Origin of the sequence: Streptomyces actuosus, assembly GCF_016921115.1 — a bacterium.
Lineage (GTDB): Bacteria > Actinomycetota > Actinomycetes > Streptomycetales > Streptomycetaceae > Streptomyces > Streptomyces actuosus_A.
The window spans coordinates 38,133-53,332 of the sequence record NZ_JAFFZS010000021.1; the positions used below are offsets into that span (position 1 = coordinate 38,133).

A 15,200-nucleotide genomic window follows, 5' to 3' on the forward strand; every position below is an offset into this window, starting at 1 on the left:
GCGACAGCCGTTTCGCCGCCGGCTGCGGAGCAGCCGTCCCGGCCAGGGCATCGGGCTGCGGGCGCTGAGGCGAGGGAGCGTCCGGTTGCGGTGGTGCCGTGCTCCGGGCGCCGGCGGCGGCGCGACGGCCGGGTGCCGGTCGCGGGGCCGTGGCGGCTTCGGTGTGCCGCGTGCGGGACCGTCGGCGGGGTCGGGGATGCCCTGCCGGTCGCGTCGCCGTCACGGCTTCGGCCGTAGTTGCGTGAGCGCCGCCCCGGCCAGGACGATCACCGCGCCCACCGGTGTCGACCAGCGCAGCGACTCGCCGAGCACGGCGACGCCCGCCGCCGTGGCGATGACCGGGATGAAGTACGTGACCATCTGCGCGGTCGTCGGACCGACCTCGGCGACGATGCCGTACTGGACGAGCATCGCCACTCCGGTGCCGAGTGCCCCCAGGGCGATCACCGCGAGGAGCGGCAGCACCGGGACGGCGGTCGGCAGCGACGTGAACAGGGGTGTCACGACCGCCAGTTGGAGGGTGGCCAGCAGCAGCTGCGCACCGGTCAACGACAGGTGGGACCGGCCGCTGCCGGCCAGGGTGCGGCGGACGTGGATCCAGCCGACCGGGTAGCTGAGCGAGGCCAGCAGCGCGAGCGCCGTGCCCCGGGCGTCCACACCGGAGAACCCCTGCCAGACGCCCAGGACCGTCAGGACGCCGAGGAAGCCCAGGCCGAGGCCGGCCACCCGGACCCGGGTCGGCCGGTCCTCGGAGAGCGCGACCAGCGACAGGGCCATGCCCCACAGGGGAGACGTCGCGTTGCAGATGCCGGCCAGAGTCGACGGGATCGACAGCTCCGCGAAGGCGAACAGGGAGAAGGGCAGCGCGTTGAGCAGGAACGCGGCCACCGCCAGGTGCGCCCAGGTGCGCACCCCGCGCGGGAGCCGCTCGCGCTTGACCGCCAGTGCGATCGCGAGCACCGCCGTACCGAAGACCAGTCGGCCCAGGGTCACCTGGAAGGGGGCGAAGGCCTCCGTGCCGACCTTGATGAGGAGGAAGCTGAAGCCCCAGATCAGCGACAGCACGGCGAACCGGACGCGCCAGTCGAGGCGGCGCCGCGAGGACGAGGGGTTCCGGACGGGGGACGTCGACGGCGGGCCGGGCGCCGCAGCGGAGACGGCCGGGGCAGCGGGTGTGGACGCGGCGTCGGGTGCCGCGGCGCGGGCGGCGGGGGCGGGACGCGGGGCGGTGCTCATGGAAGGCAACCATGCCGTCGGTGATCTCGTAGCACAATCGAGATTTTGCACCCTGTATCTCGTAGCATTGCTTACATGTTGAATCTGGAGCGCCTGCGGACGCTCGACGCCCTCGCCCGACACGGCTCGGTGAGCGGCGCCGCGGACGCACTGCACATCACGACGTCCGCCGTCTCCCAGCAGATGTCCAAGCTGGAGCGGGAGGTGGGCCAGCAGCTCCTGGCCAAGAACGGCCGGGGAGTGCGCCTGACGGACGCCGGCCGGCTGCTCGCCGACCACGCCGCCCGCATCCTGTCGCAGGCCGCCCTCGCCCAGGCCGACCTGGAGGCGCAGCGCGGGCAGGTCGCGGGGGAGCTCAGGATCTCGGCGTTCCCCACCGCCGCACGCGGACTGTTCCCCCTCGCCCTCTCCGCGCTGCGCGCCGAGCACGCGGCACTGCGGGTGCGCTCCTGCGAACTGGAGCCCGAGCAGGGGATCGCCGGGGTCGTCCGCGGCGACCTCGACCTGGCCGTCGTCCTCGACTGGTACAACAAGCCCATGCCGCTGCCGGACGGTCTGGCCAAGGCCTCCGTCCTGGACGACCCCGCCGATGTGGCCATGCCGGTCGACCACCCGCTCGCGGGGCGGGACGAGGTGGACCTCACCGAGTTCGCCGAGGACGAGTGGATCACGTGGGGCCAGGGGGAGTTCTGCCACGAGTGGCTGCTGTTCACGTTGCGCTCCAAGGGCGTGGAGCCCAACGTCGCCCACCGTGCGGCGGAGACGCACACCCAGCTCAACCTGGTCGCGTCAGGCCTCGGCGTGTGCATCGCCCCGCTGCTGGGCCGCCATCCGATGCCCGACGGCGTCGTCACGGTGCCGCTCCGGCAGCGCGTGCGGCGCCATGTGTACGTCGTCTGGCGCACCGATGCCGATCGCCGCCCGTCGATCCGTGCGGCCGTCCGGGCGCTGCAGACCGCGGCCGAGCGGATCGGCGGCGGGGACGCTACGCGGAGTTGAGTTTGCGGAAGTCCCAGGAGACGACCTTCTCCGGGACGAGTCGCAGCCAGGCGTGCCGGCCGTCGTGCGGCAAGGAGTCGAGGCCGAAGTTCTTGCGGGCGAACAGTGTCTCCACCGCGTCCAGTTCGGCGCACAGCTCACCGGTGCGCGGTACCTCGCCCACCACCTCGACGGTGCCGGACAGCTCCACGCCGCGCAGCTCGTGGTACTCCTCGCCGGTGTCCACCACGATCGCGACCCGCGGATCGCGCCGCAGTTCCGTCCAGCGCCGGCTGCGCACCACCGAGTACAGCCACAATGCCCGGCCGTCCCACAGGAACCACAGGGCGCTCACGTGCGGAAACCCGTCGGCCGACACCGTGGCGACCCGGCAGGTGCGCTGGGCGGCGAGGAACTCGTCCAGTTCGCCCGGCGTCATCATGATCTTCCGGCCCCGGCGCTGAGCGACGGTCATGCAGCCCCCTCTTGTGCCCGGAGAGTCCCTGACATCACGTCAGGAAAGGATGGAGTGTCTTCCTTCGGCGCGCAACGGGGGAGGAGGGAGGGGCAGCCCGACCATCCTGCCCCGTGCCGAAACGGGCTCGACGGCGACGCCGACCCGGAGCGGTGGCGGTCGGGCCTCGACGCCCTCGGCCTGCTCTCCGGTCCAGGCCCCCGCTGCGACTCCGCACCGCCCGCCCCCGGTCGGCCGTCCGCCGCGGACGGCCCGCGACCTTGCCGGCCGGTGACACCCCCGGCCGCCGGGGGAGGAGCGGGACGTGGTCGGCGCTCCCGGGCGGAGCCGGTGACCGGTGAGGTGGCCGAACGTCTCGCCCCGGGCCGACGCTGTGCCGCGCCCCTCACGCCAGGGTGATCGAGCCCCCGCTCACCGTGATCTGCTCGGCGGGCAGCGGCTTGGTCGCCGGGCCCTTCTTCACACTGCCGTCGGCGACGGAGAACTCGCTGCCGTGGCACGGGCAGGTGATGGCCCCGTTGCCGACGCCCGTCACGGCGCAGCCCTGATGGGTGCACGTGGCCGAGAACGCCTTGAAGGTGCCCGCCGCCGGCTGGGTCACCACGACGCCCTGGTCCTTGAAGATCTTTCCCCCGCCCTCGGGGATGTCCGAGGTCTTCGCGAGCACGGTGCCGGCGGCGCCCGCCTTCGACGAGGCCTTCGACCCGCCGTCCTGGGCCCCGCACGCGGTCAGCGCGACGGCGGCGCCGACCGCACCGGCCGCCGCCACGACGGTGCGCCGGCTCGGGGCCGAGGTGGTCTGGAGCGGTTCGCTGGTCATGCTGAGGTCCCTTCCCGGGGCTGCCGATGATCTGCTGCCTTCTGGTACGGGCCGCGTCCCCGCGTCGTTCAGCCCCGGACGTAACCTGGGGCGATGCTGAAGGAAGTCACCGCGACCCGCTACATCACGCCCCTGCGTGAGGGGGGTTCGCTGCCGGGGCTCGTCGAGGCCGACGACTTCGGGACGTACGTCATGAAGTTCGCCGGCGCGGGGCAGGGCCGCAAGACCCTCGTCGCCGAGGTCGTCGGCGGAGAGCTCGCCCGCCGCCTCGGCCTGCGCGTGCCGCGACTGGTGGTGATCGGCCTGGACCCGGTGCTGGGGCTCGGCGAGCCCGACGAGCAGGTCCAGGAACTGCTGAAGGCCAGCGGAGGACTCAACCTCGGCATGGACTTCCTCTCCGGCGCCCTCGGCTACGACCCGCTCGCCTTTCCGATCGGCCCCGAGGAGGCGGGGCGGATCGTCTGGTTCGACGCGCTCGTCGGCAACGTCGACCGGTCCTGGCGCAATCCGAACCTGCTGATGCACCGCGGCGAGCTGTGGCTGATCGACCACGGCGCCACCATGGTCTGGCAGCACAGCTGGCGCGGCGCCGAGTCCTCGGCCGCCCGCCCGTACGACGCCTCCGACCACGCCCTGAAGCCGTTCGCGCCGGACGTGTCGGCCGCCGCGGCCGAGCTGGCGCCGCTCGTCACCGAGGAACTGCTCGCCGAGGTCACCGCCGAGATCCCCGACGTGTGGCTGACCGGCGAGCCCGGCTTCGACGCGCCGGACGACCTCCGCCGGGCCTATGCGCGGCCCCTGCTCGCCCGGGCCGCGGACATCCATGAGCGCATCCACGGAATCGAGGGGGACCGGTGAGCGAGCACCGCATCAATGTGGCGGGCGCGATGACCGAGCGCCACATCACCCGCGCCGGCCAGGGCGGCGACCGGGACGTGTACGAGTACGCGCTGCTGCGGGTGGTACCGCGGGTCGAGCGCGGCGAATGCATCAACGCGGGCGTGCTGGTCTACTGCCGAGCGAAGTCCTACGTCGGAGCCCGCACCCATCTCGACGAGGCCAGGCTGCTGGCCCTCGACCCGCAGGCGGACGTGGCGGGGGTCCGGGCGGCGCTGCACGCCGTGCAGGAGGTGTGCGCCGGCGGTCCCGGCGCGGGCCAGGCGTCCGAGGACGACGCCGGCCGCCGCTTCCGCTGGCTGGTCGCGCCCCGCTCGGCGATGGTCCAGCCGGGCTCCGTGCACACAGGCCTGACGGTCGACCCGGAGGCCGAGAGCGCGCGCCTGCTGGAGCTGCTGGTGCGCTGACGCCCCGCTGCGGGGAGCGGAAGGCGGGCGCGGCGGTGACCCCTGGCGGCCTCCCTCCCGTCACCGGCGTGGAAGGCCCCGCCGCGGGCACGGTCGGATCGGTCCCCGGAGCGCGGAAACAGGGGGCCGAACGGGTGGCGGCCGGGCCGCGGCACGGGTAATGGATCACAACCGGTCTGTGTGCCGTTGACACCGCGTGCCAGGGCTTCTAGCGTCACGTCTGCTGAAGGTACTAAGCGGTCGCTCACTAGAACGGGCGCACTTTCTCAAGGGCGAGGAGAACACCAGCCATGTCCACCACTGAGCAGCGGGTTGCCGTAGTCACCGGTGCGGCGCGCGGCATCGGCGCCGCCACCGCCGTCCGACTGGCCGCCGAGGGCCACGCGGTCGCGGTGATCGACCTCGGCGAGGGCGCCTGCAAGGACACCGTCGAGAAGATCACCGCTGCCGGGGGCCGGGCCGTCGCCATCGGCGCCGACGTCTCCGACGAGGCCCAGGTCGAGGCGGCGATCGCCCGCGTCGCCGAGGAACTCGGAGGCCCGACGATCCTGGTCAACAACGCGGGCGTGCTCCGCGACAACCTCCTGTTCAAGATGAGCGTCTCCGACTGGGACACCGTCATGAACGTGCACCTGCGTGGCTCCTTCCTGATGAGCAAGGCCTGCCAGAAGCACATGGTCGACGCCGGCTTCGGCCGGATCGTCAACCTCTCCTCGTCCTCCGCGCTCGGCAACCGCGGCCAGGCCAACTACTCCGCCGCCAAGGCCGGCCTGCAGGGCTTCACCAAGACCCTCGCCAAGGAGCTCGGCAAGTTCGGCATCACCGCCAACGCGGTCGCCCCCGGCTTCATCGCCACCGAGATGACCAAGGCCACCGCCGACCGTGTCGGCATGGGCTTCGAGGACTTCAAGGCGGCAGCCGCCACCCAGATCCCGGTCCAGCGCGTCGGTGAGCCCGAGGACATCGCCAACGCCGTCGCCTTCTTCACGGGCGAGGCGGCCGGCTTCGTCTCCGGCCAGGTGCTGTACGTCGCCGGCGGACCGCTCGACTAAGAGGACACGCACATGACTTCGCAACTCCCCGAACTCTCCGGCAAGGTCGCCCTCGTCACCGGCGCCAGCCGCGGCATCGGCTACGGCGTGGCCGAGGCCCTCGTCGCCCGCGGCGACCGCGTCTGCATCACCGGCCGCAACGAGGAGGCGCTCAAGGAGGCGGTCGAGACGCTCGGCGCCGACCGCGTCATCGGCGTCGCCGGCAAGGCCCACGACGAGGCCCACCAGGCCGTCGCCGTCGAGCGCACCATGGAGGCCTTCGGCCGCGTCGACCACCTCGTCAACAACGCCGGGACCAACCCGGTGTTCGGCCCGATCGCCGACCTCGACCTGAACGTCGCGCGCAAGGTCTTCGAGACCAACGTCGTCTCCGCGCTCGGCTTCGCCCAGCGCACCTGGCACGCCTGGCAGAAGGACAACGGCGGCACGATCGTCAACATCGCCTCCGTCGCGGGCCTCTCGCCGTCCCCGTTCATCGGCGCCTACGGGGTGAGCAAGGCGGCGATGATCAACCTGACGGTGCAGCTGGCGCACGAGTTCGCGCCCGGGGTCCGGGTCAACGCCATCGCCCCGGCCGTCGTGAAGACCAAGTTCGCGCAGGCCCTGTACGAGGGCCGCGAGGAGGAGGCCGCGGCCGCCTACCCGCTGAAGCGGCTCGGCGTGCCCTCCGACATCGGCGGTGCCGCGGCGTTCCTCACCTCGGAGCAGTCCGCCTGGATCACCGGCCAGACCCTCGTCGTCGACGGCGGCATCTATCTCAACGCCGGCGTGGCCTGACCCGGCTGTCCGACACCGGGCGGCGGTCGGCATCGGCCGCCCGGCACCGGTGCCCGCCCGGACCCGGCCCCCTGACGCCGGTCCGGGCGGACCCGGCCCCTGACGCCGGACGCCCACCCGGACCCGGCCACCCGGACGGGCCCGAACGGGCGCCGCTTCTGTACGAAAGCGGCGCCCGTGTCCACCCGGCGTGCCCCGAAAGTACGGCTGACCCCCCTTTGACAACGTCGTCATAAACAGTGTGTCAACCGTGACGTGAGAAGCGGAGCCACCAGCCCGGACACTGCGGTATGGTCTGCCGACCCTTGGCATGGCAGATCGAGGAGCGTGCGCGTGTTCAACCGGAACCGATGCCTGCGGCAATTGGCGGCGATCGCTTCCATATCCTCCCTGGTGGCCGGATGCGGTCTCCTGTCGGATGGTGATCCGGCCGATGCCGGCCCGATCGTCGTGGGAACGACCAGCTCCCCCAGCACGCTCGATCCCGCCGCCTCGTGGGACGGATCCTGGGAGCTCTTCCGCAACATCTACCAAACGCTGCTGGCGTACCCGAGCGGCGCGACCACGCCCCAGCCGGACGCCGCCGAGGAGTGCGGTTTCACCGACGACTCCAACCGCACCTACCGGTGCACACTGCGGGCCGGCATGACGTTCTCCGACGGTGACGCGCTGGACGCGAAGGCCGTCAAGTACTCCATCGACCGGATCAAGAAGATCAACGTTCCGGCCGGTCCCACGGGTCTCCTGGGCAGTCTGGACTCCGTGGAGGTGAGCAGCGACCGCGAGGTGGTGTTCCACCTCAACCAGGCCGACGCCACCTTCCCGTTCGTGCTCGCCACGCCGGCCATGTCGATCGTCGACCCCGACGACTACCCCGCCGACGCCCTGCGCAAGGACGGGCACGTCACCGGCTCCGGACCGTACGTCCTGAAGGCCTACACCGAGGGCAAGCAGTCCGTCCTCGTGAAGAACGACCGGTACAAGGGCCGCGCCGAGCGCAAGAACGACGCGGTGACCATCCGCTACTTCCAGGAGTCGGCCAAGATGGCCAAGGCGCTGCGCGCCAAGGACATCGACATGATCTACCTCGGTCTCGGCGCCGACGACATCGTCGAGCTCCAGAAGAAGGATCCGAGCGACGGGCTCCAGCTCATCGAGAGCGCGGGCACCGACATCAACTACCTGGTGTTCAACCCCAAGGACAAGTGGGCCCGCAAGACGGCCGTGCGGCAGGCCGTCGCCCAGGTCGTCGACCGGGCGGCCATCGCGCACAAGGTCTACAAGGACACCGTGGACCCGCTGTACAGCATGGTGCCCAAGGGCCTCACCAGCCACACCACCGGCTTCTTCGACGACTACGGCGACCCCGACCCCGAGAAGGCCCGCGCCACGCTGAGGGACGCGGGGATCACGGAGCGGGTGCCGCTCACCCTCTGGTACACCACCGACCGCTACGGCTCCGAGACCGCCGTCGAGTTCAAGGAGCTCAAGCGGCAGCTGGAGGACTCCGGCCTGTTCACCATCACACTCAAGAGCAGGCCCTGGAAGACGTACGTGGAGGGCTACCAGAAGGGCGAGTACGCGGTCTTCGGCCGCGGCTGGTTCCCGGACTTCCCGGACGCGGAGAACTTCATCGCTCCGTTCGTCGGCAACGACAACGCCCTGGGTACGCCGTACCCCCAGCCCGAGATCACCGGTGTGCTGCTGCCCCGCTCGCGCCGGGAGAGCGACCGCGCCAACGTCGTCAAGGACTTCAAGCGCGCCCAGCAGATCCTGGTCGACGACGCCCGGCTGCTGCCGCTGTGGCAGGGCAAGCAGTACACCGCCGCCAGCGAGGACATCTCCGGGGGCGAGCGCGCACTGGACCCGTCGATGATCATGATGATGTGGGAGCTGTCCCGCAAGACCAGTTGGTAGGGCCGTCCGGGACCCCGATGTCAGTGGTCGCCTGTAGGTTCTGAGACCTGAAGCGACCGCACGACAGAAGGACGTTGACGTGACCGACACCGCCATGCTGCCCGAGTCCTGGCGCGGGGTCCTGGGCGACGAACTGCAGCAGCCCTACTTCAAGGAGCTGATGGAGTTCGTCGAGGAGGAGCGGGCGAAGGGTCCCGTCCACCCGCCGCGCGAGGAGGTCTTCGCCGCGCTGGAGGCGACGCCGTACGACCGGGTGAAGGTGCTCGTCCTCGGCCAGGACCCTTACCACGGCGAGGGTCAGGGCCACGGGCTGTGCTTCTCGGTCCGCCCCGGCGTCAAGATCCCGCCGTCGCTGCGCAACATCTACAAGGAGATGCACCAGGAGCTGGGCACGCCCGTCCCGGACAACGGCTATCTGATGCCGTGGGCGCGGCAGGGCGTGCTGCTGCTCAACGCCGTGCTCACGGTCCGCGGCGGCGAGGCCAACTCGCACAAGGGCAAGGGGTGGGAGAAGTTCACCGACGCGGTGATCCGCGCGGTGGCGGACCGCCCCGACCCGGCCGTCTTCGTCCTGTGGGGCAACTACGCCCAGAAGAAGCTCCCGCTGATCGACGAGACCCGCCACGTGGTGGTCAAGGGCGCGCACCCCTCGCCGCTGTCGGCGAAGAAGTTCTTCGGCTCCCACCCCTTCACCCAGATCAACGAGGCGGTCGCCCGCCAGGGTCACCCCCCGATCGACTGGACCGTCCCGAACCTGGGCTGACGTGCCGCCGGGCCGGTTCCCCACGGGGGCGGCCCGGTGCCGCCTGAGCCCGATCGTCCCTCCCTGCCACTAGCGTCGGGGCAGTGCTGTGACCGGAAGCGGTCCGCCGAGAGCCGGCGCTGCCTTTGGACACGGCACCGGCAGCCGGCAGGACGGCGGACGAGAGGCACGGAGGACGCGGTGGCCGAGCGACGGGAGGAGGAGGCGCCGGACGCGGTGCTGACCCGGATCGGGCAGGTCGTGATACTGCACCACGGAGGCGACCGGGAGGAGGCCCGGCGCCGCTTCCTCGACCTGTGGGTGGAGCTCGGCGCGGACGGCGACCCGCTGCACCGCTGCACCCTGGCCCACTACCTCGCCGACACGCAGGACGACCCTGAGGACGAACTCGCCTGGGATCTCAGGGCGTTGACCGCCGCCGCCGAACTCACCGACGACTGGCCCGCCCCTCACGAGGGCGCGCCCGCGGCGCGGGCCCTCTACCCCTCGCTGCATCTGAACCTGGCCGCCGACTACGTCCGGCTCGGCCGCCCCGACGCCGCCCGCGCCCATCTCCACCGGGCTCGTGGGGCGGCCGGTTCCCTCGCCGACGACGGGTACGGCGACGGGGTCCGGGCGGCGATCCGGCGGATGGAGCTGCGGCTGGGGGAGCACCGCGACTGACGCCGGGAGCTCACCGGCCGTACGCCCGATCGCACGCCGCGGCCTCCGGGCTGTCGGCACGCCAGCCGCCGTAGTGTTTGCCGAGCGCGCAGACGTCGGTGTTCTCGTGGACGGTCCCGCGCACGGACTCGGAGACGTCGGGGAGGCCGACCTGCGGGGGCCGGTGCGATTCCGGCTTCCCGGGGTGCTGTTGCGCGGGGCGGGGCCGCGGCGGCGCGTGCCGTGTCGGCTGCTCCCCGTCGGCCGCGTCGGGGCCGGCCGCGCGGTGCTGCGGCGATTCGGCGGTACCGGGCTCGGCCGGCCGGGACGGCCCGACCAGTTCGAGGGCCTCGCGGGCCGGAGCCTGCACGATCTGCGGCTGGGCCGACCCGTCCGGCCGCGGCGCGGACGGCAGCGACGGCGCGGACGTCCCCGACGTCGGCGCCTGCGGTCCGGACGCGGGCGGGCGCTGGACCGTCACACAGCCGCCGAGAGCCGAGACTGCCACGGTGACCAGGAGCGTTGCGGTGGTCGTCGTTCGATGCACCCGCGCAACTCTGCTGCGTCGGGAGCCGGGTCGGACGATGGACAGGCGCAGGATGCCCCGCACGGGTGATCTCCGCACCCCTACGGAGGGTCCGGCCCGGTCACGGCTGACGTCACGCTCCCGTGACCCCGTCGAGGCGCTCGCCGCTCAGGCCGGCGTCGGCCCCGGCGCCGGGCGTACTCCTCGATCACGCGGGTGCGGACAGGGGACAGGCCGTACCCCGCTCTCCGGCGCGCCGGCCCCTGCCCTCGGCGAGGTCGTCCGGGCCGAAGAGGGCCCCGTATGCTGCGAGGTGGGACGGAGCAGGCAAGCAGTGAGGGAGGGCCCGTGAAGGTCGGCTGCATCGGACTCGGCGACATCGCGCAGAAGGCGTACCTCCCGGTGCTGGGGATGCTGCCCGGGGTGGAACTGCATCTGCAGACCCGCACCCCGGCCACGCTCACCCGGGTCGCCGACGGCCTGCACCTCGCGTCGGCGCAGCGGCACACGGACCTCGACTCCCTGCTCGCCCAGGACCTCGACGCGGCCTTCGTGCACGCGCCCACCGCCGCGCACCCCGAGATCACCGCCCGGCTGCTGGAGGCAGGCGTCGCCACCTACGTGGACAAGCCCCTCGCCTACGAACTCGCCGACTCCGAACGGCTGGTGGACCTCGCGGAGGAGCGGGGGACCTCGCTCGCCGTCGGCTTCAACCGGCGCTTCGCCCCCGGCTACGCCCAGTGCGCCGATCACCCGCGCGAGCTGATCCTCATGCAGAAGAACCGCGTCGGGCTGCCCGAGGAACCCCGCGCGATGATCCTCGACGACTTCATCCACGTCGTGGACACCCTGCGGTTCCTGGTCCCGGGGCAGGTCGACGACGTGACCGTCCGGGCGCGGGTCGAGGACGGGCTGCTGCACCACGTCGTGCTCCAGCTCGCCGGGGACGGCTTCACCGCGCTCGGCGTGATGAACCGGCTCAGCGGCTCCAACGAGGAGATCCTGGAGGTTTCCGGCCAGGACACCAAGCGGCAGGTCGTCAACCTCGCCGAGACCGTCGACCACAAGGGCCAGCCCACGGTGCGCCGGCGCGGCGACTGGGTGCCGGTCGCCCGGCAGCGCGGCGTCGAGCAGGCGGTGCTCGCCTTCCTCGACGCCGTCCGTGCCGGGAAGGTGCTCAGTGCCCGGGACGCGCTGGCGACCCACGAAGTGTGCGAGCGGGTGGTGCGTGCGGTCCTGGAGCGCTCCGGCGCAGCCTGACCGCCCGCGCCCCCTCCGCCAGCGACAGCGCGGCGAGCACGAGCAGGGCCGCCTGCACCGGCCAGTCGCCGAAGCGGACGTACGGCGTCACGCCGTCGGCCACGGGCACGTCGTACACCGCCGCCGTGCTCGCGCCGGTGCCCAGCCACGGGCCGACGCGCTGCCCGGCCGGCCCGAAGACGGCGGAGACGCCGGTGAGCGTGGCGTGCACCATCGGCCGGCCGGTCTCCGCGGCCCGCAGCGCTGCCAGAGACGCGTGCTGCCGCGGCGCCCAGCTCCCCTGGAACGTGGACGTCGACGACTGGCCGACCAGCACGTCGGCGCCGGCCTGCGCGAGCCGGCGGCTCATGTCGGGGAACGCCGTTTCGAAGCACACCAGCGGTCCCAGGCCGAGGCCGGGCCCGGCGTCCATCACCGTCTGCTCGGTTCCGCGTCTGCGGTCCTCCCCGGCCGCCTTGCCGACCGCGGTCGCCCAGCCGAGCAGGGACCTGGCCGGAACGTACTCGCCGAAGGGGATCAGCCGCATCTTGTCGTAGCGGTCGCCGGTGAGGCCGTCGGGACCGATCAGGACGGAGCTCTTGTAGATACCGGGCCGGTCGGAGCGCCGGGCGTCCACGTTGACCAGGATGTCCGCGCCCGTTTCCCGGGACAGCGCGGCGATCCGCTCAGCCAGGTCCGGCCGGTCACCCAGGTCGAAGCCGACGCTGCTCTCCCCCCAGACGATCAGGTCGACGTCCTGTCCGATCAGCCGACGGGTGAGTTGCTCCTCGCGGTCGAAGCGCCGGTTGCCGCTGTCGGCGCCGTCGACGATCCCCGGCTGCACGACGGCGATCCGGGCCAGGCCCGTCTCGTGCGGGCGCGGCGACCACGCCCACGCCGCCGAGGCGGCCGCCGCCGTGGCGACCAGGCCGGCCACGGCCGGGACGCGCGCCGCGCGCACCGCCACGAGGACGGCGACCGCCACGTTCACGGTCACCAGCAGGAAGCTCACCAGCCACACCCCGCCGACCGAGGCCAGTCGCAGCGCCGGCGTCACCTGCCACTGACTCGCCCCGAGCATGCCCCACGGCCCGCCCAGCGCCTGCCACGAGCGCACCAGTTCCGCGGCGAGCCACGCCGACGGCAGCACGACCAGCGCCCCCGCGATCCGCCCCCGCGTCGGAGCGCCCGCCAGGAACCGCCGCACCAGCAAGCCCCAGGGCGCCCACAGCGCACCGAGCAGGCCCGCGAGCACGAGCGTGAACACGTGCAGGCTCGGCAGCAGCCAGTGGTGCATGGCCAGCATGAGGCCGAAGCCGCCGCTCCAGCCGTCGCACGCCGCCCGCCGGGCCGTGGGCGCCCTCCGGGCGAGCAGGATCCACGGGACGAGCGCGCCGTACGCGGCCCACCACAGGGCGGGCGCCGGGAAGGCCAGCACGGGCAGCGCACCGGCCGCCGCCGCCAGCGCCGAACGGCGCCACGGGGAGGCGAGCCAGCCATCGAGCCTGTCCATACGGCGCCTTCCTACCCGGTTGGCCTCCCAGTGTCCCGCGCCGGGCGCACCGGCCGACAGAGGGCCGGGGCGCGGCACGGGCGCACGGTTCCGATCTTCGGCCGGGCCCAGCCGGGGGGTGTCCGCGCCTGGGCGGGGAGACGGCGCTCTCCCGCGGGCCCGGCCCCGGCTCACCGGGCGCGGGTCCGGGCCGGACGACGCGTCGGGACGGGCCGGCTGCATCCCGTGCGCCGGGCCGCGGTGTTCTCGGCGGCGCCTACGCGGGCGACCGGTGCGCGTGCTTCGCCGGCATCACCCGGGCGGCCACGCCCCCCAGGACGGCCGCGGCGACGGCACTGCCGACCGCGATCCAGCGCAGCACCTGCTCGATGGCCGCCCCCAGTCCGGTCGCGCTGGCGCGTACTTCGATCAGGGTCGCTGCGGCCGTCACGCAGATGCCCGCGACACCGATGACGATGGCCAGTTCCACCCCGGAGGCCTGCCCGACCCGCTCGGCCGGGACGACCGCCTGCGTGCCGCTGCTTCCCAGAGTCCAGCCCATGCCGTACCCGAATCCGGTCAGCACAAGACCGGGGACGTAGTACCCGAGGTGTCCGCCGAGCGACACGAGGAAGAGGCCCACCGCCCCCACCAGGGTCATGAGGACCATCGTCCGCGGGACGTCGAAGCGCTCACCGAGCCGTCCTGACAGCGGCGCCGCGACACCCGCGGCGACGGAGGCCGCCAGGAAGATCATTCCCGAGACGAGGGGTGAGCGCCCCGTCACCTGCTGGAGGTAGATCGTGACGCCGTACATGGCGAGGACGAAGGCGATGTTGGCGACGGTCGACATCAGAGTGATGATCACGAAGGGCTTGTTGCGGAAGAGGTCGAGCGCCACCAGGGGCCAGCGTGCCACCCGCTCCCGGAACACGAACCCGATCAGCAGCAGCACCCCGGCCGCCGCCACGCCCGCCGTGAGGGCGGGCCGCCAGGCCTGCTGGCGGTCCACGGTCAGGGTCACGGTGGCGATGCCGAGGCTGACCAGGACCAGCCCCGGCACGTCGATCGAACGCGGCACCGTGGTGTCGCGTGACTCGCGCACGCCGACCACGACCATGGCGATGGCGGCGGCGCAGGTCGGAACGTTGACGAGGAAAACCACGCGCCAGCTCAGCAGTTCCGTCACCCCGCCGCCGAAGACGGGACCGAGGGCCAGGGCCAGGGCCCCGATCCCGTAGGCGTTGCCGATGGCCCGCATCGTCCGCTCCGGTGGATAGGCGTCGGTGATCACGGCGATGGCGAGCGGGAACAGTACGCCCGCACCGATTCCCTGGGCGATGCGCAGCGTGATGATGCTGGACGGAGTGGAGGCGAGGCCGGCCCCCAGCGAGCAGAGGGCGAAGACGACGAGGCCGGTCATCAGTACCCGTCTGCGCCCGAAGATGTCCCCGAGCCTGCCGCCCGGGATCAGGGCGGTGGCCAGCGCCAGCATGTAGCCGCTGATCACCCACTGGAGGTCCGTGGTGGTCGTCCCCACGTCCGAGGCCATCCGCGGCAGGGCCAGGTTCAGCGCCAGAAAGTCGAGCTGGACGACGAAGATGCACACAGAGGACGCGATCAGCGTCAGCCGGGGATTCGCCGGGCGGTCTTCGGGGCCGGGGGAGTTTGCGGCCGGGGTTCCGCCGCGGGCCTTCCGTCGGAGCGGACCGAGGTTCATGGCGTTCTCCCGTGTACGCAGTGTCGTGTCCGTGAGCCGGTCGGCGCACCGCGATGCGGCCTGCCGCCGGGGTTCCGGCAGGACGGCCGCGACCGTGACGGCGGCTCGACGGGAACGGACTGGTTCAAGACTTTTGAGGCTTTCGCCGGAAAGTAGTTGCTTTATACGGGAGGGGTCCGCGCGTCGCCCGCCGCCTCGGCCGAGCTCCATGGGAGATTGTCAGGAATATTCTGATCTGGTGGTTCTTGGGTTTGATCGA

At 72.5% G+C, this 15,200-nt stretch carries 15 protein-coding genes; 9 read left to right on the top strand and 6 right to left on the bottom strand.

The window, feature by feature from the left end; genetic code table 11:
- Positions 1–219: 219 nt before the first annotated feature.
- The gene (locus JS756_RS23660) at positions 220–1,236 is read right to left on the bottom strand and encodes a DMT family transporter (protein WP_205385197.1); all 1,017 of its coding nucleotides are present in this window, start codon (positions 1,234–1,236) and stop codon (positions 220–222) included.
- A 75-nt stretch (positions 1,237–1,311) separates the two neighbouring features.
- Here JS756_RS23660 and JS756_RS23665 point away from each other — a divergent pair, with 75 nt between their 5' ends.
- Complete coding sequence (locus tag JS756_RS23665) at positions 1,312–2,235, top strand: LysR family transcriptional regulator (RefSeq protein ID WP_205385198.1); 924 nt, start codon at positions 1,312–1,314, stop codon at positions 2,233–2,235.
- Here the strand turns inward: JS756_RS23665 and JS756_RS23670 are convergent.
- Together JS756_RS23670 and JS756_RS23675 are read right to left on the bottom strand one after the other, a co-directional pair.
- Positions 2,222–2,689: a pyridoxamine 5'-phosphate oxidase family protein gene (locus JS756_RS23670; protein WP_205385199.1), complete on the bottom strand. Its 468-nt coding sequence runs from the start codon at positions 2,687–2,689 to the stop codon at positions 2,222–2,224. The genes JS756_RS23665 and JS756_RS23670 overlap by 14 nt on opposite strands.
- A gap of 385 nt (positions 2,690–3,074) precedes the next feature.
- Positions 3,075–3,509 (bottom strand): Rieske (2Fe-2S) protein, encoded by a 435-nt coding sequence (locus tag JS756_RS23675; RefSeq protein ID WP_205385200.1) that lies wholly within the window; start codon positions 3,507–3,509, stop codon positions 3,075–3,077.
- A gap of 93 nt (positions 3,510–3,602) precedes the next feature.
- Between JS756_RS23675 and JS756_RS23680 the strand changes: the two genes are divergently transcribed.
- The 7 genes from JS756_RS23680 to JS756_RS23710 all read left to right on the top strand — a co-directional run bounded on the left by JS756_RS23680 (position 3,603) and on the right by JS756_RS23710 (position 9,985).
- Complete coding sequence (locus JS756_RS23680) at positions 3,603–4,367, top strand: HipA family kinase (protein ID WP_205385201.1); 765 nt, start codon at positions 3,603–3,605, stop codon at positions 4,365–4,367.
- A 29-nt stretch (positions 4,368–4,396) separates the two neighbouring features.
- Positions 4,397–4,813 (top strand): DUF3037 domain-containing protein, encoded by a 417-nt coding sequence (locus tag JS756_RS23685; RefSeq protein WP_205385232.1) that lies wholly within the window; start codon positions 4,397–4,399, stop codon positions 4,811–4,813.
- A gap of 290 nt (positions 4,814–5,103) precedes the next feature.
- Entirely contained in the window at positions 5,104–5,865 is a 762-nt protein-coding gene (gene fabG / locus JS756_RS23690; RefSeq protein ID WP_205385202.1) for a 3-oxoacyl-ACP reductase FabG, read from the top strand.
- Between the two features lie 12 nt (positions 5,866–5,877).
- Entirely contained in the window at positions 5,878–6,642 is a 765-nt protein-coding gene (locus tag JS756_RS23695; RefSeq protein WP_205385203.1) for an SDR family oxidoreductase, read from the top strand.
- Positions 6,643–6,969: 327 nt separating this feature from the next.
- Positions 6,970–8,559, top strand: a complete 1,590-nt coding sequence (locus JS756_RS23700) for an ABC transporter substrate-binding protein (protein ID WP_205385204.1) — start codon at positions 6,970–6,972, stop codon at positions 8,557–8,559.
- Between the two features lie 79 nt (positions 8,560–8,638).
- Positions 8,639–9,322, top strand: coding sequence for a uracil-DNA glycosylase (ung, locus tag JS756_RS23705; protein WP_205385205.1), 684 nt, complete (start codon positions 8,639–8,641; stop codon positions 9,320–9,322).
- Between the two features lie 180 nt (positions 9,323–9,502).
- Positions 9,503–9,985, top strand: a complete 483-nt coding sequence (locus tag JS756_RS23710; protein ID WP_205385206.1) for a tetratricopeptide repeat protein — start codon at positions 9,503–9,505, stop codon at positions 9,983–9,985.
- Positions 9,986–9,995: 10 nt separating this feature from the next.
- Here JS756_RS23710 and JS756_RS23715 read toward each other — a convergent pair whose 3' ends face one another.
- The gene (locus tag JS756_RS23715) at positions 9,996–10,511 is read right to left on the bottom strand and encodes a hypothetical protein (protein WP_205385207.1); all 516 of its coding nucleotides are present in this window, start codon (positions 10,509–10,511) and stop codon (positions 9,996–9,998) included.
- 327 nt (positions 10,512–10,838) lie between these two features.
- Here JS756_RS23715 and JS756_RS23720 point away from each other — a divergent pair, with 327 nt between their 5' ends.
- On the top strand, positions 10,839–11,750 hold the full coding sequence (locus JS756_RS23720) for a Gfo/Idh/MocA family protein (protein ID WP_205385208.1): 912 nt from the start codon (positions 10,839–10,841) through the stop codon (positions 11,748–11,750).
- On the opposite strand, the gene lnt is transcribed toward JS756_RS23720, so the two are convergent.
- Positions 11,668–13,242, bottom strand: a complete 1,575-nt coding sequence (lnt, locus tag JS756_RS23725) for an apolipoprotein N-acyltransferase (RefSeq protein WP_205385209.1) — start codon at positions 13,240–13,242, stop codon at positions 11,668–11,670. The genes JS756_RS23720 and lnt overlap by 83 nt on opposite strands.
- A 256-nt stretch (positions 13,243–13,498) precedes the next feature.
- A complete protein-coding gene (locus tag JS756_RS23730) occupies positions 13,499–14,941 on the bottom strand; it encodes an MFS transporter (RefSeq protein ID WP_205385210.1) in 1,443 nt (480 codons plus the stop codon).
- Positions 14,942–15,200: the final 259 nt, after the last annotated feature.

What these genes read in the sequence shown, in the direction of transcription:
- JS756_RS23660 (WP_205385197.1), bottom strand. Translation starts at nt 1,236, where the DNA reads ATGAGCACCGCCCCGCGTCCCGCCCCCGCCGCCCGCGCCGCGGCACCC.
- JS756_RS23665 (WP_205385198.1), top strand. Translation starts at nt 1,312, where the DNA reads ATGTTGAATCTGGAGCGCCTGCGGACGCTCGACGCCCTCGCCCGACAC.
- JS756_RS23670 (WP_205385199.1), bottom strand. Translation starts at nt 2,689, where the DNA reads ATGACCGTCGCTCAGCGCCGGGGCCGGAAGATCATGATGACGCCGGGC.
- JS756_RS23675 (WP_205385200.1), bottom strand. Translation starts at nt 3,509, where the DNA reads ATGACCAGCGAACCGCTCCAGACCACCTCGGCCCCGAGCCGGCGCACC.
- JS756_RS23680 (WP_205385201.1), top strand. Translation starts at nt 3,603, where the DNA reads ATGCTGAAGGAAGTCACCGCGACCCGCTACATCACGCCCCTGCGTGAG.
- JS756_RS23685 (WP_205385232.1), top strand. Translation starts at nt 4,397, where the DNA reads ATGACCGAGCGCCACATCACCCGCGCCGGCCAGGGCGGCGACCGGGAC.
- fabG (WP_205385202.1), top strand. Translation starts at nt 5,104, where the DNA reads ATGTCCACCACTGAGCAGCGGGTTGCCGTAGTCACCGGTGCGGCGCGC.
- JS756_RS23695 (WP_205385203.1), top strand. Translation starts at nt 5,878, where the DNA reads ATGACTTCGCAACTCCCCGAACTCTCCGGCAAGGTCGCCCTCGTCACC.
- lnt (WP_205385209.1), bottom strand. Translation starts at nt 13,242, where the DNA reads ATGGACAGGCTCGATGGCTGGCTCGCCTCCCCGTGGCGCCGTTCGGCG.
- JS756_RS23730 (WP_205385210.1), bottom strand. Translation starts at nt 14,941, where the DNA reads ATGAACCTCGGTCCGCTCCGACGGAAGGCCCGCGGCGGAACCCCGGCC.